Below are 20,820 nucleotides of genomic sequence, written 5' to 3' on the forward strand. Positions count from 1 at the left end.
TTATTATGAATGTAAAACACACACCAACAGCAATCGTCCATAAAGGACAAAAAGGAGGTACAACAGGTTGCGGTACCGACACAACTGTTCATTCTGATCATTGGACGAATACCAATGACAAAATAACTTGCGATAAGAACGGATGTAAAAACTAAAGCACAATCACTATGAAAAAACTACTACTTACAAGCCTTTTAGGTTTAGCTCTATTATTACCTGCAAGCTTTTCAGCATCAACAAGCGGAACAACCACAACAACTGAATTTTCGGCAAAAAAACCGAAGAAAAGCAAAAGCTCAAGAAAAAAGAGCAGAAAAAGCAAAACGAGAAGCTCTAGGTCTTCTTATTCTCAAAGCAAAGGCTGTACTTACAACGGACATTCATTGTATGTTGGAGAAAGAGGAGGATGCTACTACATGGCTGGAAACAGTAAAGAATATGTAGACAGATCATACTGCTCAGGTTGTAATTAATTTCTCTAAAAAAGCCCGACTAAAAAACTAAAAACCATGAAATACCTCATCATTATAGCCGCTATCTGCTGTTTTATCGGCATTATAGATCTGCCTTTCGGGTACTATACGTTCCTAAGGGGAATCGTGTCTGTGATGGCCTTGATCATTATTTTCAATGAATTCAGGAGCAGAAGATTTTGGTTTATTGCATTTGCGCTCATTTTCATTCTTTTCAATCCGATTATCCCGATTTACTTTTATCTAAAGCCTTTTTGGATTATCATTGACATCATTGTCGGGCTTTTGTTCTTGTATTATTTTTCGACATTAATTCCGAGAAAGAAAACAAAAGAGCCTGAAATCATCAACACAAAACACGAAGAAATTCCACGAACACGAGACAGAATAATCAAATAAAACACTATGGAAACAGTACAAATACCAGAAAATCTAAAAGCTCACTTTTTAAGATTGTATCAAATGGCAATCTGTGATGATGATTTCAGTGCCCTGGAACTGAAAATGCTTTACAAATCGGCCGAAGAAAGAGGAATTTCAGCTAAAAATCTTGATGAAATTCTTTTAAATCCCATCAATTCAAAGTCATTAATTCCTGAAACCATTGAAGAAAAGGTAGAATATCTCTACGATCTCACCGTGATGATTTGGGCAGATGGTGTTGTTTCTCCCAATGAATATTCAACATTAAAAAAGTATGTTTCAATGTTCGGATTTATGGAGGAAAATGTAAAAGACATTGCCGATTACCTCATCGAAGCCGTAAAGGAAGGAAAAACTAAAAGTGATATTCTCAACGACCTTAAACACTAATAACCATGAATACCATGACATCCAATCTCAAGAATCTTTTTCGTTTAAAGCCAGTTCCCATCGAGGAAAATCAGGATCAGCTTTCAAAAACAGAATCGTTAGGAAGCGAATCTACCGAGGAAAACAGAAAAAGAACCTATCACGAATCCGGTTATAGAGACAGTTCAAGAAACAACGGAAATCATACCGCTTTGTCAATTTGTCTTGATGCAATTTATTCTAAATTTCAAAATGAAGAAAAAGAACTGGTTGAAAAACAGAAAAAATTAAAGGAACCTTACCTCAACGAGCAGAAAAATAAAGAAACAGAGATCAAAGGACTTACCGTTTCTTTAGACAATAAGGAAGATCAGCTGAACAATGTAGGAACAGACATTCAAAACGTTCAGGACAAGATTGAAAAACTGAAATTTGAAATCAATGATCTTCCAAGAAATCCTGAAGCCTACAGCGTAAAGGCAACAAAAGGAGCTTCTACAAAGTTCTGGATCGGATTAATTATTTTGATTCCGATAAGTTTATATCTCTTTACTTTTTATATTTCGACTTCATATTCGGCTTTTTTTAAAAGTTTTGACGCCAACGGAAATATTATTCAAAGTGTCTTGGATGCGCAGGCCTTCAACAAAGCTTGGGATGAAGGTCCGCTTGAAGGAGCTTTTGTAACATTAATTCCGTTCGTATTTTTAGGATTAGGATACTTGATCCATATGTTTGGGGAAAATAAAAGCATTGTTAATTATTCTAAAGTCGCCCTGTTATTCATTATAACATTCGTTTTTGATGCCATTTTAGCATATGAAATTGAATCTAAACTGTATGAACTCAACAGAACCTTTACCTCCCCGCCTTTCGATCTTTCGATAGCTTTTACAAAGAATCAGTTTTGGGGAATTATTTTCGCGGGATTTATTGTTTACATTATTTGGGGACTTGTTTTCGACTTTGTAATGAAAGAAAATAAAGAAAAAGACAAGATAAAGCACGAACAAACAAGAAGGCAGAAGGATATTATCGTTCATCAGGAAAGAATTGAAGATTTCGAGAAACAAAAAGAGGAGATCCGAACCAACATTGGCAGCATTAAAGAACTGATAGCCAAAGCAAAAGGTAGAATTGAAGAGCTTCAGAACATCATTGATGGGGTAATTATTCCTACAAAGGATTACAAACTGTACGCCTCAGAATACATGCAGGGCTGGATTACCAATATCAATGAAAGAATTCATTCTCAAAAGCTGGTGGAAGAATGTATTGAAAAGTACAATGCAAACCTCAAGAAAGTTGGAGCCAATGCCGATAGCCAGAACACTGTTTATATGTCAATCTTATAAAACTGTTATGAAAAAAATATTATACTTATTGATTGTTTCTGCATTTTTTATTCAGTGTGGAAAGCCAAAAGAAAAGGTTTCTGAAAACTTGACGACAGCAAATAATTCTTCAAATTCAAAGAATATAAACATCAGTATTTTAATTGATCTTTCAGACAGAATTGATCCCGATAAAAATCCAAATCCAACAATGGAATACTTCCAGAGAGATGTCGAATACATCAAAGCGATCGACAAGGGATTTTTAGACCATATTAAAGGTAAAAAAGTAATTCAGCTTAATGATCAGATGCAGGTTTTCTTTAATCCTGAACCGTCTGATCCCAAAATGAATGACCTTACAAAACAATTGAAGGTTTCGTTTGATAAAAATACCACCAAGGATAATATTAATCTTGTTGAAACCAGATATTCCTCGCTTCCTTTACAGATCTATCAGTCTGCCATCAAGGACAAGCAATATGTAGGGTCCGATATTTGGGAGTTTTTCAAAAATAAAGTGAAGGATTACTGTATTAAGGATGATCATAGGAATGTGCTTTTCATTTTAACTGATGGATACATTTATCACAAAGATTCCAAGTTCTCCGAAGGTCAAAAAACATCGTATCTGACCCCTGAATTGGTGAAATCATTAAAACTGAATTCCTCGGATTTTAAAAATAAAATTCAGGATAAAGGTTTAGGTTTCATAAAAGCAAATGATGATCTTGAAAATCTTGAAGTAGTTGTTCTGGGAATTAATCCCGTAAAAGGAAATCCCTTCGAAGCAGACGTCATCAAAGAATACTGGGAAAACTGGTTCAAAGAAATGAAGATCAAAAATTATCAGATAAAATCAGCAGATCTGCCGTCTAATCTTGAACCTATTATTTTAAAGGCAATTTCGGGTAAAAACTAAAAACACTCCATATATTTAATTATCAAAAAAAGCGAAGATTAATTTCTTCGCTTTTCTTTATTTTCTCAACATTTCCGTGTGTGGAATGTCATCTTCCAAATATTTTTTCCCGGTATCTTCAAAGCCAAAATCTCCATAGAATTTCAATAGATAATCCTGTGCAGAAATCCTGATTTCAGAAGTATGAAAACGGTTTTCTATGGTTTCAACGGCATATTTTATCAGCAGTTTTCCCAAGCTTTTACCTCTTGCTTTTTCTGTGGTTAAAACTCTGCCGATCGAAGCCTCATCATATTTAATTCCCTTATTGAAAATCCTGCAATTTGCTAAAACTTCACCATCTTCTTCTGCCCAAATGTGAATTGCTTTTTGATCATAATTATCCAAATCTTCATAAGGACAATTCTGTTCAATGACAAAAACATCGATCCTAGCTTTCAAAACTGCATATAATTCAGGAACCGTAAATTCCTCAAATGTTTTAATTTTCCAGATAATATTACTCATCGAAATTAACGTTATTATTATTTAAAAAGTCGTTGGTTGTTTGTATAAAATCAAGGATTTCATCACATCCTTCTTTCTTTTCAGCAGAAGTCACGTATAATTCGGGAAGATCTTCCCACGTTTTATAAAGCTCAGCCTTATAATCTTCTACATTTTTTATGGCAATATTCGGTTTCAGTTTGTCAACTTTCGTGAAAACAATTGAAAACGGAACTCCGCTTTCTCCGCACCATTCAATAAACTCAAGATCTATTTTCTGTGGGCTGTGTCTTGAATCTATCAAAACAAAAAGATTCACAAGATTTTTTCTGTTTAGAATATAATTGTTGATCAGCTTCTCAAAATCCCTTCTCAAAACCTTTGAAACTTTCGCATAACCATACCCCGGTAAATCGGTAAGATACCAGTTCTCATTGACGATAAAATGATTAATAAGCTGAGTTTTCCCTGGAGTTCCGGAAGTTTTAGCCAAATCTTTCCTGTTCATCATCGCGTTGATCAATGAAGATTTCCCAACATTTGATCTTCCTATAAAAGCATATTCAGGGATTGTCGGTTCCGGACATTCCTGCCATTTTCCGCTACTTTTTACAAATTCTGCAGTCTTAATAACCATTTCGAATATTTTTAGAAAAATAAACCATTAAGAAAAGCTCTTAATGGTTCAATTTATTTTTTTTAAACTTTATCTTTTAACCAGCTGTAGAGAATTTCATTGAACTCATCCGGTTTTTCCATCATTGCTGCGTGACCGCATTTATCAATCCAGAACAGATCTGAATTTGGAATAAATTTATGCATATCGATCGCAACTTCAGGAGGTGTTACATTATCCTGTTTCCCCCAAATCAGACACGTTGGCGTCAAAATCTTAGGAAGATCGTGCAACATATTATGTTTGATGGCACTTCTGGCCAGCATTACGGTTTTTATTCCCTTCATTCTATCATTCACCACCCCAAAAACCTCGTCTACAAGATCTTCAGTTGCTACCGCAGGGTCATAAAAAACCTCTTCAGTTTTCTTCCTTATATATGATTTGTCATTTTTTCTCGGAAAACTGTCTCCGAATGTTCTTTCATATAATCCGGAACTTCCTGTTAAAACCAAATTATTAACTAAATCCGGTCTTGCCAAAGTTAATATAAGCCCGATGTGACCTCCCATTGAGTTTCCAACAATAGTTACAGGCCCTTCGATATGGCTCTCTATAAACTTTATAATATATTTTGCTAATGTGGTAAGATTAGTATTGAGCACTGGTAAATCGTAGATCGGCAATTGAGGTACGTAGACCTTAAATCCTCTCTCTGAAAAAAAATTCACCATCTTATCGAAATTGCTCAAACCACCCATTAAACCGTGCAATAGCACTAATGGATGTCCTTCTCCCGCCTCTACAAAGGTATATTTCTTTTCTTTTTTTGTACTAAATATCATAAAACGCCTTAATAAAGCCTTGCAAAAATACAAATTAAACCTCAAAAATATTTTGATATGCCTAATTTAAAATAAAAATAATATAATAAAGCTCTTTTTAACTCTTTTTTTGAAAATCTCTTTGCTATGGCCTGAATAATACAATTCTCAAGACCCGACATATCAACAACTTAAACCTATATTATTAAATCTTTAATAAAACTTATTAACATTAAGTCAAAAAGTGGGAAAAAGTGGGAAATATTGGAAATTATTATATAAATTTGTCCCAAATGAAAAATTTCATTGGAACATATGAGTGTAAAATTGACGACAAAGGCCGTTTAAAAGTTCCTTCATCTCTGATCAAACAGATGGAAGACTTTGATGACAAGGCGTTTGTAGTCAAAAGATCCGTGTTCCAAACTTGCCTGGAAGTTTACCCTATGAATGCTTGGGATAAATTGATGGGCAAGATTAATAAATTAAACAGATTCATTAAAAAGAATGCTGATTTCATTAGAATGTTTACGGCAGGAGTAAAAACTGTAGAATTGGATAATGCCGGTAGATTACAGATTTCAAAAGACCTGACGCATTTCGCAAATCTTCAAAAAGATATTGTGATTACCAGCGCCGGAGAATTATTTGAAATTTGGGACAAAGACGCTTACGAAAAAGTGATCTCAACCAACGAAGAAGATTTTGCCAGCCTTGCCGAAGACGTGATGGGCTCTTTAGATGAAGAATAACCGCTAAATAAAAAAAGCGACAAAAAACACAACTTAAACATGTATCATAACCCCGTTTTGTTGAAGCAAAGTGTTGATGATTTGGTGACGAATCCAGACGGAACATACGTGGACTGTACTTTTGGTGGCGGTGGTCACTCAAAAGAAATACTGAGCAGACTTTCCGATAAAGGAAAACTGTACGGTTTTGACCAAGATTTAGACGCACTTAAAAATACAATTGATGATCCGAGATTTACTTTGATCAATCAGAATTTCAGATTCTTAGAAAACTCCTTATTAATGTATGGAGTGTCTCAGGTTGATGGGGTTCTTGCTGACCTTGGAGTATCTTCTCATCAGTTCGACGAAGCCGAAAGAGGATTTTCCACAAGAAGCAATGCTCCTTTGGATATGAGGATGAATGTAATGCAGGGTCTTGACGCCAAAAGAGTAATCAATGATTACGAAGAAGAGCAGTTGGCTAATATTTTTTATTATTATGGCGAATTAAGAGAATCTAGAAAATTAGCTAGAGACATTGTTCACCATAGAAAAATTAAAACCATCAACACAACGGAAGATTTGAAAAAGCTTTTCAATTTTCTTCCGCCGCATAAGATCAATAAATTTTATGCACAGCTTTTCCAAGCGATAAGGATTGAAGTAAACCAAGAACTGGAAGTTTTAAAAGAAATGCTTGTTCAGGCTTACAATGTTTTAAGACCCGATGGAAGATTGGTAGTAATTTCTTACCACTCTCTGGAAGATCGTTTGGTAAAAAGATTTTTGAAAAACGGAATGTTTGAGGGTGAACCTCAGAGAGACATTTACGGAAATTATAAAAAAGCATTCGAATTGGTTAAGAGCAAAGCAATTATTCCTGATGACAAGGAAATTGAAGAAAACTCAAGAGCAAGAAGTGCTAAAATGAGAACAGGAATAAAAATATAAATAATGAGCAATGGGTAATAAGCAATTTTTAAATATTACACATTACTAATTACCTATTACTAATAAATAAAGTGGCAAAAAGAACAACAACAAATCGCCCTCAGAAGAGATTAACTTTTATAGATATTATAAAAGGTAATTTCCTGAATCGTGATGAGATCAAAATACATTACAAGTATTTTCTCTTGTTGTTTATCTTAATGATGGCAATGATTTACAGTAATCATCTCGTCAATAAGAAGATTAAAATTGTCAACGCCTTAAAAGAAGAAACAGAAGAATATAAATCTCGAAACGCTTACGCACAAAGTAAGCTTATTAAAGTAAAAATGGAATCTCAGTTAGGGAAAGAAGTTGCCCGGGATTCCTTGATGACACTGGAAAACCATCCTCACAAATTATTAATAAAATTGGATAGTACAGATGCAAAAGCAAAATGAATACGACAACAAACGTAAAAGAACCTTAAGGTGGGGCTACCTCTTCGCAGTGGTGGCTTTGTGCGTATTTGTAATGTTCATTGCAAGGATCATCATTCTTCAAAATACCAATGTTCAGGAAATTAAAGACGATTACATTAACAAAAATTACCGCGAAGCAACTCTAAAAGCTGCCCGTGGAAATTTATTTGCCTCCGACGGGTCTATTCTTGCCACAACCGTAATGCGTTACGATATCTATCTGGATTTCAAAACGATGAAAGACACGATTTACAGCAACAACATTGGAGCTTTAACGGATTCTTTAAGCAAAATGTTTGGAAAATCGAGAGGTGATTTCAGACAAAAATTCGACGAACAGAAGAAAAAGAAAAATCAATATTACGCTTTAGTTAAAGGTCTTGATTTTGACGAGTACGATAGAATCAGAAACTTCCCGATTTTCAAAAAAGGAAAAAACAAAGGCGGTTTCATCGTTGACAGAAACTATAAAAGAGAATTAGCAACCTCCGAAATCGGTGCCGGAACTATCGGAATTGATAATGGTGAGCTTAAAGCAGGTCTTGAAGGCGCTTTTTCAAAATACCTGACAGGAAGTGACGGGAAAAGATTAGAGCAAAGGATCAACTCTTCTCAATGGAAACCAATTGACTTCTGGAAAGTTCAGGAACCTGTTGACGGAGAAGATGTTTACACAACTTTAGACCTTAGAATTCAAGACATTGCGCACTCTGCTTTGGAGAAACAACTTGTTAATTTCGAAGCAAAACACGGAACCGTAATTGTAATGGAAGTGCAGACTGGTAAAGTTCGCGCTTTGGTTAATTTAAGAAGAACCGAGGATGGAGATTACGAAGATTCTTACAATTATGCTCTAAAAGATAACATTGAACCGGGGTCTACATTTAAAACAATTTCATTGTTAGCAGCGATGGATGACGGTTTTATTGATGAAAATACAACTGTAAATGTAGGAAATGGAGTTTGGGTTTATGCAAAACAAAGAATTTCAGACGGTCACGGTGGTGGAACTTACGACATCAGTGATGTTTTAGCAAAATCAAGCAACGTTGGAACAGCAAAATTGATCACGAAATATTACGCTGAGAAACCTCAGATTTTCTTGGATCATCTAAAACGTTGGAAATTATTCGACAAAATGGACATCGAGCTTCCGGGGATCACAAAACCGAAAATCGTAACTCCTGAAAATAAAAGATGGAATGCGGCAACATTAGCATCAATCGCTTATGGATATTCATCAAACATCAATTTATTACAATTGACAACTTTTTATAACGGAGTCGCTAACGGAGGTAAAATGCTAAAACCTCTATTCATTGACAAAATCATGAAAGACGGAAAGGTAATGTACAATGCAAAACCTGAAGTAATGGTGAATAAAATGGCCTCAGAAAAGGCTATTAAAATGATGACAAGTGCATTGACCAAAGCTGTAGAAAAAGGAACAGGACGAAGCATCTTTACTCCAAACTTAAAAATGGCAGGAAAAACAGGAACCGCAAGATTTGAATATTGGTTGCCCGGCCCAATGAAGTACCGAGCATCATTCGCAGGCTTCTATCCGGCTGATAATCCGAAATATACCTGTTATGTGATGATCAGTGAGCCAAATACAGCAAAAGGATTTTATGGAGGAACGGTTTCCGCACCAGTGTTTAAAGAAATTGCAGGAAAAACCTTCTTAAAAACACCTCAAAACGTTGAAAAAGAAATGCTTGTAGACAAAAAGGTAAACCTTAATAAAATGGTTGAACCTAATGTGAAAATAGCAGTTAACAATAAACAAATGCCAAGCGTAGTCGGATTGATCGGTAAAAACATCATCCCACAATTGGAAAATTTAGGATATCGTGTCGATTATAAAGGAGTTGGACGAATTAAAGAACAGTTCCCATTAGAAGGCACAACAATTAGTAAAAACCAGAGAATTTATTTGTCTCTGCAAAATTAAAAAAGAGTCCCAAAGGGATTTAAAAAAGGATAGGATGATAATCCTATCAACAATGAAAATGTTATTCATAAAGAATTAAAATATAAAGCATCAAAAAAATGCAATTAATTGAATTATTAAATAGAATCCCAGTCCTAGAAATTCACGGTGAAAACACTCGTGAGGTTTCGGAATTGGTTTTCGACAGCAGAAAGGTTACGGAAAACTCATTGTACATTGCAATGAGAGGAACGGTTGTGGATGGACATTCATTTATTGCATCTTCAATTGAAAAAGGAGCAAAAACAATCGTTTGCGAAGAGTTTCCTGAAAGTTTGAATGAAAATATCACTTACGTTAAAGTAAAGGATTCTTCTAAAGCTTTAGGTCATTTGGCTTCCAATTTCTACGGAAATCCTTCTGAAAAATTAAAATTAATTGGTGTTACAGGAACCAACGGAAAAACGTCTGTTTCTACTCTACTTTTTGATGTATTTAAAAATTTAGGCTACGATTCAGCTTTACTTTCAACAGTTGAAATTAGAATTGGAGATAAAATAATTCCGGCAACACATACAACTCCTGATGTTATTACCATTAATAAAATCTTGGCTCAGGCAGTTGAAGAAGGTTGCGAATTTGCTTTCATGGAAGTAAGTTCTCACGGAATTTCTCAAAACAGAATTGAAGGTCTGCATTTTAAAGTGGCAGGATTTACAAACCTTACCCACGATCATTTAGATTATCACAAAACTTTTGATGAGTATTTAAAAACAAAGAAAAGATTTTTTGATGAACTTCAGGATACAGCCATTGCGATCACCAATGTTGATGATAAAAACGGAATGGTTATGCTTCAAAACACAAAGGCTACGAAAAAGTCTTATGCTTTAAAAACAATGGCAGATTTCCACGGAAAATCATTGGAAATTGATTTCAACGGAATGCTGTTGAATTTTAATGGAAAAGAATTCTGGACAACATTAACAGGAAGATTCAATGTTTACAATTTACTGTTGGTTTTCGGAATTGCTTCTGAGCTCGGTTTTGAGCAAGACGAAATTCTTCAAGCAATTAGTAAATTAAAAAGAGTGTCTGGAAGATTTGAAACCTTCAAATCAGACGGCGGAATTTTCTTCATCGTAGATTATGCGCACACTCCGGATGCTTTAGAAAACATTCTGGACAGCATTAATGATATCAGAACTAAAAATGAAAGACTGATCACAGTTTTCGGTTGCGGAGGCGACAGAGATCATTCCAAAAGACCTGAAATGGGAAACATTGCCAGCAAAAAATCAACGTTGGCGATCATCACTTCAGACAACCCGAGAACAGAAGATCCGACAGCAATTATAAAAGAAATTGAAGCAGGCGTTGAACCTCAAAACTTCAGCAAATACACTTCAATTCCAGATAGAAGAGAAGCTATAAAGATGGCAATTAAGTTCTCAGAACCTAAAGATATTGTTTTAGTAGCCGGAAAAGGTCACGAAACATATCAAGAGATAAATGGTGTAAGACATCATTTTGATGACAAAGAAGTAATTATTGAGCTCTGGAAGTTAATGAGTAAGTAAAAATTAAATTAAAAAATTTAGAGATTAAGACATTACGAATTTCTAAATACCTTAATTTCTTAATATTTAAATTAAATAGAAAATGTTATACTATCTATACGAATATCTTACCAACCATGGAATTCACATCCCGGGACTTGGAATGTTAAAATACATTTCTTTCCGTGCCGGAATGGCCGTTCTATTGTCCTTAACGATAGCTCTTGTTTACGGAAAAAGAATCATCAACTATCTGAGAGCAAAACAGATGGGCGAATTGGTTCGTGATTTGGGATTAGACGGACAGAAACAAAAAGAAGGAACTCCTACAATGGGAGGTCTTATCATCATTTTGGCAACGTTGATTCCTGTGTTATTATTCACAAGAATTACCAATGTCTATATTGTCCTTTTAATTGTTTCTGTGGTTTGGATGGGCGCAATTGGTTTCTTAGATGATTATTTAAAAAAGGTTAAGAAAAATAAAGATGGTTTAAGTGGGAAATTCAAGATTGTAGGACAGGTCGGATTAGGGTTAATTGTCGGAGTTACAATGTATTTCCATCCTGATATTACCGTTAAAAGAAAATATGCAGATGCAAAAGTCGTGAACAGAAATAATGTAGAGCAGAATTTTATGCCTACAGAAAAAATCACTGTTTCTACAGTTCCTTTTGCTAAAAATAATGAGTTCGACTACAGCGGAATGCTATTTTGGATGAATGACAAAGACGCTCACGAATGGGCATGGATCGTTTTCATCCCAATCGTAATTTTCATTGTAACCGCCGTTTCAAACGGAGCCAATATTACGGATGGAATTGATGGTCTCGCAGCGGGCACAAGTACAGTCATACTACTCGCATTAGCGTTTTTTACCTACGTTTCCGGGAACATTATTTTTGCGGATTACCTCAACATCATGTTCCTCCCCAACATGGGTGAAACCACCATTTTTGTGGTCGCCATGGTAGGAGCCGTGATCGGATTTTTCTGGTACAATACCTATCCCGCTCAGGTTTTTATGGGTGATACAGGAAGTTTGATGCTGGGTGGAGCTATTGCTGTTTTAGCGATCATTTTAAGAAAAGAATTAATGATTCCTGTGTTGTGCGGGATCTTTTTAATAGAAAACATATCTGTGATGCTACAGGTAGTTGTTTTCAAATTTAGAAAAAGAAAATACGGGCTGGAATATGCTCAAAACAATAGATTATTTAAGATGTCACCGTTACATCACCATTATCAGAAAGAAGGTTTTCACGAAAGTAAAATCGTGAACAGAATGATAATCATCGGTGTTATGTTGGCAATTGTATGTCTTATCACATTGAAAATGAGATAAAATCAGCTGTAAGCTGTAAGCAATAAGTAGTAAACTTAAAGCTTCCGGCCTACTGCATAAAGCAAAAAAGAATGAAAATAGTTGTTTTAGGAGGAGGAGAAAGCGGATGTGGAGCTGCTTATTTGGCTAAAAAGAAGGGTTTGGAAGTGTTTCTTTCAGACAAAGGAGTCATTAAGGACAACTACAAACAGTTTCTAACAGAGAATGAAATCGAGTTTGAAGAAGGAGACCACGACGAAGAAAGAATATTAAATGCAGACTGGATCGTAAAAAGCCCGGGAATTCCGAAAAAAGCAGAGATCATCAATAAAATTCATTTGAAAGGAATCAGACTTTCTTCTGAAATTGAATTTGCTGCGGAGTTTACCAATGCTAAAATCATCGCGATCACAGGAAGCAACGGAAAAACAACAACAACTTCTCTAATCTATTATATCCTGAAAAATGACGGATTAAATGTAGGTTTAGGAGGAAACATTGGATACAGCTTTGCAAAGCAGGTTGCCGATGAAAATCATGAATATTATGTGTTGGAGGTTAGTTCTTTCCAATTAGATGATATTCAAAACTTTAGACCTTATATTTCTTTATTGTTGAATTTATCTAAAGATCATTTGGATCAATACAACTACAACTATGAAGAATATGCATTGGCAAAGTTCAGAATAGCTGAAAATCAGGAGAATGATAATTTTTTCATCTACAACAAAGATGACGAAATGAGCAAAAACATTCTTGAAAAATTAGAGATAAAAGCGAAAATGATCCCTTTTTCAACAAAAGAAAGCTTGTCTGAAGGAGGTTTTGTAGACAATGATCAGATAAAAGTAAAATTGAAAGATAATTTCTCAATGAAACTTGATGAATTGTATTTGTTGGGGAACCACAACGTAGCCAACAGCTTAGCCGCTTCAATTGCTGGTAAAATACTGGAAATCAATAATGAAAGTATTAGAAATTCACTAATGACTTTCCAGGCAGTTGAACACAGATTAGAGTTAGTAACTGAAATTGATGGCGTAAAATTCATCAACGACAGCAAGGCAACTAACGTCAACGCAACATATTACGCGTTGGAAAGCATGAAAAACCCAACTATTTGGATCGTTGGTGGACAAGATAAAGGAAATGATTACTCAGAAATTGAGGAATTAGTTAAAAGAAAAGTAAAAGCAATTGTCTGCTTAGGAATTGATAATCAAAAAATTATAGATTTCTTTAAAGACAAGAAAGAATATATTTATGACACTTCAAGTATGGAAGATGCCGTGAAAATTTCAAAATCTTTAGCTAAAAATGGCGATACGGTTTTACTGTCTCCATGTTGCGCAAGTTTTGATTTATTCAAAAGCTATGAAGACAGAGGTCGTCAGTTTAAAGAGCAGGTTTTAAAAGCAAACAGCTAATAGCCAACAGCTAAAAGCAACCATTATGAACGAACAAGACACAGAAGATAGCAGATTTGAATTCCTGAAGGGCGATAAAGTACTTTGGATGGTCATTCTTGTGATCTCCATTTTCTCTATTTTCCCTGTATATTCTGCAAGTTCGAATCTGGAATATATAGTTAATAATGGAACCACAACAGGTCACGTTATGAAACATATGTTCTTCGTACTTCTTGGTCTGGCAATTATGAGAGTTGTAGGAACAATTAAATATGAATACATCGGAAAACTCAGCAGTATTTTACTCGGTTTAATGATTATCTTATTGGTTGTCACGATGTTTACTGGACAAACAATCGACGGAGCGAGTGCTTCCAGATGGTTAAAAATTCCGGGAACACCAATCTCATTCCAACCGTCTTCGTTTGCTTTTTTAATGTTGATTATTTATTTGTGTAGATATTTAACCAAGAAAATTACACGAGAAAGGCTTCCGATTGAGAACATTATGTACATTTTTGGGCCTATTTTATTGGTTTTCGTGTTGGTTGCGAAAGATAACGGTTCTACGGCATTAATGATCTTAATGGTTTCCGTAGTTGTTTTGGTTATAGGGCAATTGCACTGGAAATACATTGCAGGATTCATTTCCTCATCATTTGTAGCCATTGTTTTCTTTTTACTGATTGCTTTAAATACAAATTTAATTGGCGGAAACCGTGTACACACATGGATGAGCCGTATTGAAACATTTACATCAAGCAAAGCGAAATCAGCAGATGTAGATGATGAAAGCTTAAAGGCAAAAAATTATCAGGTAATGATGGCAAAAGCAGCCATTGTTCACGGTGGAGTTACCGGAATGGGACCAGGAAAAAGTGCACTAAAGCAAATGCTTCCACAGTCTGCATCCGACTTTATTTTTGCTGTAATTGTTGAAGAATATGGAGTTATCGGAGCTGCTTTTCTGATTTGTTTGTATTTAATTATGATGATCCGTATTGTAATGATAGCCAGTAAGATGCCGGCCTTTTTCGGCTCCTTACTCGTCCTCAGTCTCGGGGTGATGATTTTCATACAACTCTCTGTAAATATTGCAGTTGCAATTAATTTGATTCCGGTAACGGGACAACCTTTACCATTAATCAGTTACGGGGGAACATCAATGTTGGTCACCTATTTGCAGTTAGGAATTATTTTAAATATAAGCTCAAGAATTCAGATTTACGATGAAGAAGGAATGGGCAAAAAACAAAGCATCGCAGAAATAAACGATATCGCTTAAAGAGTCCCAACGGGACGATTTAACAAAGGGTAGGATGAAATCCTATCAACATTAAAATAAAATTAATTGATTCGATTAAAACGATAAATTAAAAATGAACAAAAAGTTAAAAATATTATTATCAGGCGGCGGAACAGGAGGACACATCTTCCCGGCCATCGCTATTGCAGATGAGATCAAGAAAAGATTTCCTGATGCAGAATTTTTGTTCATTGGAGCCAACGGAAAAATGGAAATGGAAAAAGTTCCTCAAGCTGGTTATAAAATTGAAGGAATTGATATCGCCGGAATCGACAGAGGAAACATGTTATCCAATTTAGGTCTGCCTTTCAAAATTTTGAAAAGTTTATCTAAATCTAAAAGAATCATTAAAAACTTTGCTCCAGATTTTGCGGTTGGGACAGGCGGTTTTGCAAGCGGACCAGCTTTGTATGAAGCTAGTAAATTGGGAATTCCAATCTTTATCCAAGAGCAGAATGCCCATGCAGGCGTAACGAATAAGATTTTAAGTAAAAAAGCGAGAGCAGTTTTTACAGCATATCCAAAAGTAGAAGGTTTTCCCGCAGAAAAAATAAAATTCTTAGGAAATCCGATTCGTGAGAATATTATTTCAGGAATGCAGGAAACAACTCAGGCAAAAGAAAAAATGGGATTAGATAAAGATAAGCTTACAATTTTATCTGTAGGCGGTTCTTTAGGCTCAAGAACATTAAATAACGGTTGGAAAGAAAACCTTGAAAGCCTTAAAGAAAAAGGCTATCAATTGATCTGGCAAACGGGAAAATTGGATTATAGCGAATTAACTTCCAGCCTCCAACTTCCAGCTTCCATTCAATTGAAGGAATTCATCAAAGACATGGAAACAGCCTATTCTGCAGCAGATGTGATTGTATCAAGAGCAGGAGCAATTGCCATTTCAGAATTGGCAGTAGCACAGAAACCTGTTTTGTTGGTTCCTTTCCCATTTGCGGCGGAGGATCATCAAACAAAAAATGCATTGAATTTGGTTGAAAAAAACGCTGCGAAAATGGTAAAAGATTCTGAAATGCAGGAAAAGTTCTGGAAGACATTATCAGAAATCTGCGAAAATGAAAATGTAAGAAAAGAAATGTCTGAAAATCTGAAATATTTTGCCAAGCCAAATGCAGCAAAAGAGATTGTAGACGAGATCTTTAAAGTGATAAAATAGATAAGATTAAAAAATTTAGAAATTCAGAGATTAAAACATTTCGAATTCCTAAATACCTTAATTTTTTAATCTTTTAATTTTTAATATAAAATGAAAAATTTAGAAACATATCAAAATTTTTACTTCGTTGGAATCGGAGGTATCGGGATGAGTGCTTTGGCACGTTATTTCAATGCTTCAGGTAAAAAAGTTTTGGGCTATGATAAGACCAACACCAAACTCACTCAGAATCTGATGAATGAGGGAATTGATATTGTTTTTGAAGATCTTGTTGACGAAAGAATAAATTCTCTTGAAAAAGAAAATACATTAATAATTTACACTCCGGCAATCAAGACGTTGGGGATCTTAGATTATTTTAATCAAAATAGTTTTGAAGTTTTAAAACGTGCAAAAGTTTTAGGTTTAATCACTGAAAACACAGATTGCATCGCCGTTGCAGGAACTCACGGAAAAACAACAACCTCCAGCTTAGTTGCGCATTTGTGTAAAGAAGCGGATTTACCTTTTTCTTGCTTTCTGGGCGGAATTGCAGAGAATTTTAAATCAAATTTTCTGTTCAACGGTAATCAATATTCTGTGGTTGAAGCAGATGAATATGACAGAAGTTTCCTTAACCTTTCTCCGGATTGGGCAGTGATAACTTCCACAGATGCAGATCATTTGGATATTTATGGTGATAAAAATACGATTGAAGAAGGTTTTAAACAATTTGCAGCTTTAGTTCCGAATGACAAACAGCTTTTTGTAAGAAAAGGAATTGAAATAGGAAGACCTCATCTTACCTATGCAGTGAACGAAGTTGCTGATTATTACTCAGATAACCTGCGAATGGATCATGATAAAATCTCTTTTGATTTTCATACTCCGACAGAAACAATAAAAGATTTTGTTTGGGAAATTCCGGGGATTCATAATGTAGAAAATGCGACGGTTGCATTAGCTATTTTAAATAATTTAGGCATTGATTTCGACACTTTAAAGAAAGCAATTGCTAATTTTAAAGGAATTAAAAGAAGATATACTAAACATATCTATAAAAACGGTAAAATTTACATCGATGATTATGCACACCATCCAACAGAAATTAATGCTGTGGTGGGATCGATCAGAACTTTTTATCCTGAGAAAAAATTATTGGTTGTTTTCCAACCGCATTTATTCAGCAGAACGAGAGATTTTGCAGACGGTTTTGCAGAAAGCTTAAGTGATTCTGAAGAATTAATCTTATTGGATATTTACCCGGCAAGAGAGCTTCAGGAAAATTTTGAAGGAATAACTTCAGACTGGTTATTGGAAAAAGTGACTTTAGATAAAAAAGAAGTATCAAATTTATCTGATGCTTTCAATAAAATAAAAGAAAAAGATTTTGATATCCTTCTCACAGTAGGCGCAGGAAATATCGATACGCTGTACGATCCTATTTGTGAATGGATGGAAAAAAATTAGTTAAAATAAATTTAACGCAACGAGCGCAATGAAATTTTTTGGAAAGCATATTAATTTCGTTCGCAAAGGCGTTTCACTCAGCAAATGATAACTGAAAATATCATTTAGAGTAAATAAAAACACACAAATGACAGAAAATGAAATATCAAATATAGTTTTTGATGCAGGGATGAAAGTGCATCGTAAACTTGGAATTGGGCTCTATGAAAATGTTTATGAGCAATGCTTAATTCACGAATTGAAAAATAGTGGGCTTAGTATTGAGAGCCAAAAAGATATTAGCATCAATTATGAAGGTTTGATAGTTGAGAAAGCATTTAGAGCTGATTTATTAATTGAAAACAAGGTAATTATAGAAATAAAAGCAGTTCCGGAAATTAATAAATATCATTTTTTTCAGCTTCTTAATTATTTAAGAGTTACAGAAATGAAATTGGGAATGATTTTAAATTTTCATTCTACCTTATTTAAAGACGGAGTAAAAAGAGCAGTAAACAAATTATAAAAACAAAAGCTTGGTTTAAATGCAATATACAAGTATAAAACTAAAATAGTAAAAGTGTTTTCAGTTATCATTTGCTGAGTGAAACGCCTTTGCGAACGAAAAAATAAAAAGTAAGAATAAAAAAAACCTTGCGACCATAGCGTTAAAAGCTAAAGCAGAAAACAAAAATGAAAAATAAATACAGAATATTAAAAATTGCTATCACAGTGATCCTTCTAGGTTTCCTGCTGAGTTTCTCGTTGAAGAAATTCGGGGGTCAGAAGATTACGGATAATAAGATTTCTGTAAAAATGAATGAAAAAACTCCGGTTTATTTCATTGATGAAAAAGACATTAGAGCAATTGTAAACAAGGAAAATCCATCAAGAAAAGTGGGAGATCTTAATATTCCGGCTTTGGAGAAAAAGATCAATTCACTTCCTGCGGTCGATAGTGCCAATGTCTACTTAAACCTCAATGGAAAGCTTAATTTAGATATTAAACAAAGAGTTCCTGTTTTCAGATTAAATAAAGATGGAAAAAACTTTTATGTAGACGAAAGAGGAATTGAATTTCCTATTTCCAGAACCTATTCACATCCTTGCATGTTGGTGACAGGAAATGTGAAAAAAGACGAATACGAAAAATTAGCCGAATTAGTCGGAAAGATCGACAAAGATGATTTCAGCAAAAAATATTTCATCGGAATCTCAAAAGACAATAACGGAGATTACAATCTTCTGACAAGCGAAGGAAATTATAAAGTAGAAATAGGAGATTTAGATAATATAGACCTAAAAGTAAAAGGTTTTAAGGCTTTTGTAGAAAAATATCTTGTTTATCAGGATCCTTTAAAGTACAATATGATCTCTATTAAATATCAGAATCAGATTGTTACCACTTTGAATCCTTATTTTAAAGATAATGACAGTATTCTAAAAGTTGGGAAATTAGAACTGGCAAAAGTTCCGGCAACTACGGCAGGAAAAAATACAGAAGCTAAACTTAAAATAGCAGAAGTAAAAAAAGAGACAAAAAAACCAAGCTCAACTTCAAAAAAACTGAAGGAAAGCACAAAGCCAAAGGCAGTAACCAAACCCAAGGCAAAAGAAACAAAAAAAACAGAAAAGAAAACTACGGCAACAAAGCCGAAAACAAAGGCAAAAGTTAAAATAGAATAAAAAAATCAAATCGATATAAAACAATGGAAAATCAAGAGTATTCAGTAGGTCTGGACATCGGGACAACAAAGATAGTCGCGATTGTCGGAAGGAGGAATGCACACGGGAAAATCGAAGTTCTCGGTGTTGGTAAGGCCAAAAGTCTTGGAGTTCATAAAGGTATTGTGAATAATATTTCGCAAACCATCAACTCAATCAAGGCTGCTGTGGCAGAAGCACAATCCAGCGCAGGAGTTCCTATCCGTAAAGTTACGGTAGGTATTGCAGGAAAGCATATACGCTCTCTTCAGCACTCCGATTACATTATGCGTGAGCATCCCGACAAATTTATTACAGATGACGACATAGAAGCGTTAAAAGATCAGGTCAAGAAACTGGTCATGCTTCCCGGAGAAGAAATTATCCATGTTCTTCCCCAAGAATATAAAGTAGATTCAGAAGGTGAAATTCAGGAACCTGTCGGGATGCACGGAAAGCGTCTTGAAGCCAATTTCCACGTTGTAGTGGGACAAATGGGCAGCATCCGAAACATCGCAAGATGCGTAAGAGAAGCAGGTCTGGAAATGGAAGCTCTTACATTAGAGCCTTTAGCATCTTCAGAAGCCGTACTTACAAAAGAAGAGAAAGAAGCAGGTGTTGCCATCGTTGATATTGGTGGTGGTACTACAGATATAGCAATATTTAAAGATAATATCATCCGTCATACATGCGTAATTCCTTACGGTGGCGGGATTATTACGGAAGATATTAAAGAAGGCTGTTCAATCATCGAGAAACATGCAGAGCAACTGAAGGTAAAATTCGGTTCTGCAGTTCCCGAATTGGAGAAAGACAGCACGTTTGTTACTATTCCAGGACTTCATGGAAGACCCGATAAAGAAATTTCACTGAAGACTTTAGCTCAGATTATCAATGCAAGAGTTGAAGAAATTCTTGAAATGGTAAATACTGAATTAAAGGCTTACGGAGCATTTGAACAGAAGAAAAAACTGATTGCAGGGATTGTTTTGACAGGTGGTGGATCAAATTTGAAACATCTTCGTCAATTAGCTAATTATACAACAGGTTTTGATAGTAGAATTGGTTTTGCAAATGAGTATATTGCTAATGATAAAAATCAATATTTAAAAGGTCCTGAATTTGCAACTTCTATTGGTTTATTAATGGAAAGTTTAAAAATTAGGGATAAAAAACCTGTCATAATAGAAGAAGAACTCGTTCAGGAAAAGCCTCAGCAGGAAACTGCAGCAACAGTAGCTGAAAATAATGCAGTTACTCAGCAGACGGCTCCGGTTCAGGAACAAGAAGTTATGACTCAACAACAGGAAAATAAAAGAGCGGCAAGATTAACTTTCGGGCAGTCGCTTATGGAAAAAGTAAAAAAATTCTTTGAAGAAGTAGAATAGTAAATACA

Annotated in this window: 22 protein-coding genes; 19 read left to right on the top strand and 3 right to left on the bottom strand. The window is 34.9% G+C overall.

Annotated features, from left to right (window positions below):
* Positions 1 to 5 precede the first annotated feature (5 nt).
* The 6 genes from AC1Q7L_RS07320 to AC1Q7L_RS07345 are packed head-to-tail and all read left to right on the top strand — an operon-like array spanning position 6 to position 3,521.
* Positions 6 to 155 carry a hypothetical protein gene (locus AC1Q7L_RS07320; RefSeq protein ID WP_410691873.1) on the top strand — a complete coding sequence of 50 codons (150 nt, stop codon included), beginning with the start codon at positions 6 to 8 and terminating at the stop codon, positions 153 to 155.
* Positions 156 to 167: 12 nt separating this feature from the next.
* Positions 168 to 473, top strand: coding sequence for a hypothetical protein (locus tag AC1Q7L_RS07325; protein ID WP_492304902.1), 306 nt, complete (start codon positions 168 to 170; stop codon positions 471 to 473).
* Positions 474 to 509: 36 nt separating this feature from the next.
* Positions 510 to 872 (top strand): DUF6804 family protein, encoded by a 363-nt coding sequence (locus tag AC1Q7L_RS07330; RefSeq protein ID WP_410691871.1) that lies wholly within the window; start codon positions 510 to 512, stop codon positions 870 to 872.
* Between the two features lie 6 nt (positions 873 to 878).
* Entirely contained in the window at positions 879 to 1,286 is a 408-nt protein-coding gene (locus AC1Q7L_RS07335) for a hypothetical protein (protein WP_410691870.1), read from the top strand.
* A gap of 5 nt (positions 1,287 to 1,291) precedes the next feature.
* Positions 1,292 to 2,620 (top strand): beta-carotene 15,15'-monooxygenase, encoded by a 1,329-nt coding sequence (locus tag AC1Q7L_RS07340; RefSeq protein ID WP_492304903.1) that lies wholly within the window; start codon positions 1,292 to 1,294, stop codon positions 2,618 to 2,620.
* A gap of 7 nt (positions 2,621 to 2,627) precedes the next feature.
* Entirely contained in the window at positions 2,628 to 3,521 is an 894-nt protein-coding gene (locus AC1Q7L_RS07345; RefSeq protein WP_492304904.1) for a hypothetical protein, read from the top strand.
* A 57-nt stretch (positions 3,522 to 3,578) separates the two neighbouring features.
* Here the strand turns inward: AC1Q7L_RS07345 and AC1Q7L_RS07350 are convergent, their stop codons facing one another.
* The 3 genes from AC1Q7L_RS07350 to AC1Q7L_RS07360 form a co-directional block, all read right to left on the bottom strand.
* The gene (locus tag AC1Q7L_RS07350) at positions 3,579 to 4,028 is read right to left on the bottom strand and encodes a GNAT family N-acetyltransferase (RefSeq protein WP_492304905.1); all 450 of its coding nucleotides are present in this window, start codon (positions 4,026 to 4,028) and stop codon (positions 3,579 to 3,581) included.
* The gene (yihA, locus tag AC1Q7L_RS07355) at positions 4,021 to 4,644 is read right to left on the bottom strand and encodes a ribosome biogenesis GTP-binding protein YihA/YsxC (RefSeq protein ID WP_066754178.1); all 624 of its coding nucleotides are present in this window, start codon (positions 4,642 to 4,644) and stop codon (positions 4,021 to 4,023) included. Before yihA ends, AC1Q7L_RS07350 begins: the two co-directional genes overlap by 8 nt.
* 62 nt (positions 4,645 to 4,706) lie before the next feature.
* On the bottom strand, positions 4,707 to 5,468 hold the full coding sequence (locus AC1Q7L_RS07360) for an alpha/beta fold hydrolase (protein ID WP_066754176.1): 762 nt from the start codon (positions 5,466 to 5,468) through the stop codon (positions 4,707 to 4,709).
* A gap of 272 nt (positions 5,469 to 5,740) precedes the next feature.
* On the opposite strand from AC1Q7L_RS07360, the gene mraZ reads away from it, so the two are divergent.
* The 13 genes from mraZ (at position 5,741) to ftsA (ending at position 20,812) form a co-directional block, all read left to right on the top strand.
* Complete coding sequence (gene mraZ / locus AC1Q7L_RS07365) at positions 5,741 to 6,199, top strand: division/cell wall cluster transcriptional repressor MraZ (protein WP_066754174.1); 459 nt, start codon at positions 5,741 to 5,743, stop codon at positions 6,197 to 6,199.
* 39 nt (positions 6,200 to 6,238) lie between these two features.
* Positions 6,239 to 7,132 (top strand): 16S rRNA (cytosine(1402)-N(4))-methyltransferase RsmH, encoded by an 894-nt coding sequence (gene rsmH / locus AC1Q7L_RS07370; protein WP_410691866.1) that lies wholly within the window; start codon positions 6,239 to 6,241, stop codon positions 7,130 to 7,132.
* Between the two features lie 71 nt (positions 7,133 to 7,203).
* Positions 7,204 to 7,572 carry an FtsL-like putative cell division protein gene (locus AC1Q7L_RS07375; RefSeq protein ID WP_492304906.1) on the top strand — a complete coding sequence of 123 codons (369 nt, stop codon included), beginning with the start codon at positions 7,204 to 7,206 and terminating at the stop codon, positions 7,570 to 7,572.
* Entirely contained in the window at positions 7,556 to 9,547 is a 1,992-nt protein-coding gene (locus AC1Q7L_RS07380) for a penicillin-binding transpeptidase domain-containing protein (RefSeq protein ID WP_492304907.1), read from the top strand. Before AC1Q7L_RS07375 ends, AC1Q7L_RS07380 begins: the two co-directional genes overlap by 17 nt.
* 98 nt (positions 9,548 to 9,645) lie before the next feature.
* Positions 9,646 to 11,106, top strand: a complete 1,461-nt coding sequence (locus AC1Q7L_RS07385; protein ID WP_492304908.1) for a UDP-N-acetylmuramoyl-L-alanyl-D-glutamate--2,6-diaminopimelate ligase — start codon at positions 9,646 to 9,648, stop codon at positions 11,104 to 11,106.
* Positions 11,107 to 11,188: 82 nt separating this feature from the next.
* Positions 11,189 to 12,430, top strand: coding sequence for a phospho-N-acetylmuramoyl-pentapeptide-transferase (gene mraY, locus AC1Q7L_RS07390; RefSeq protein ID WP_410691862.1), 1,242 nt, complete (start codon positions 11,189 to 11,191; stop codon positions 12,428 to 12,430).
* 71 nt (positions 12,431 to 12,501) lie between these two features.
* Positions 12,502 to 13,836: a UDP-N-acetylmuramoyl-L-alanine--D-glutamate ligase gene (murD, locus tag AC1Q7L_RS07395; RefSeq protein WP_492304909.1), complete on the top strand. Its 1,335-nt coding sequence runs from the start codon at positions 12,502 to 12,504 to the stop codon at positions 13,834 to 13,836.
* Between the two features lie 25 nt (positions 13,837 to 13,861).
* A complete protein-coding gene (locus AC1Q7L_RS07400) occupies positions 13,862 to 15,103 on the top strand; it encodes an FtsW/RodA/SpoVE family cell cycle protein (protein WP_410691861.1) in 1,242 nt (413 codons plus the stop codon).
* A gap of 94 nt (positions 15,104 to 15,197) precedes the next feature.
* Positions 15,198 to 16,292, top strand: coding sequence for an undecaprenyldiphospho-muramoylpentapeptide beta-N-acetylglucosaminyltransferase (gene murG, locus AC1Q7L_RS07405; protein ID WP_492304910.1), 1,095 nt, complete (start codon positions 15,198 to 15,200; stop codon positions 16,290 to 16,292).
* A gap of 90 nt (positions 16,293 to 16,382) precedes the next feature.
* The gene (gene murC / locus AC1Q7L_RS07410; protein WP_492304911.1) at positions 16,383 to 17,741 is read left to right on the top strand and encodes a UDP-N-acetylmuramate--L-alanine ligase; all 1,359 of its coding nucleotides are present in this window, start codon (positions 16,383 to 16,385) and stop codon (positions 17,739 to 17,741) included.
* A 127-nt stretch (positions 17,742 to 17,868) separates the two neighbouring features.
* The gene (locus tag AC1Q7L_RS07415; RefSeq protein WP_492304912.1) at positions 17,869 to 18,246 is read left to right on the top strand and encodes a GxxExxY protein; all 378 of its coding nucleotides are present in this window, start codon (positions 17,869 to 17,871) and stop codon (positions 18,244 to 18,246) included.
* A gap of 167 nt (positions 18,247 to 18,413) precedes the next feature.
* On the top strand, positions 18,414 to 19,406 hold the full coding sequence (locus AC1Q7L_RS07420) for a cell division protein FtsQ/DivIB (RefSeq protein WP_492304913.1): 993 nt from the start codon (positions 18,414 to 18,416) through the stop codon (positions 19,404 to 19,406).
* Between the two features lie 23 nt (positions 19,407 to 19,429).
* Positions 19,430 to 20,812 (top strand): cell division protein FtsA, encoded by a 1,383-nt coding sequence (ftsA, locus tag AC1Q7L_RS07425; RefSeq protein ID WP_492304914.1) that lies wholly within the window; start codon positions 19,430 to 19,432, stop codon positions 20,810 to 20,812.
* The last annotated feature ends 8 nt before the right edge of the window (positions 20,813 to 20,820 follow it).

It is taken from the genome of Chryseobacterium sp. GW823-FHT05E08, from assembly GCF_058795655.1.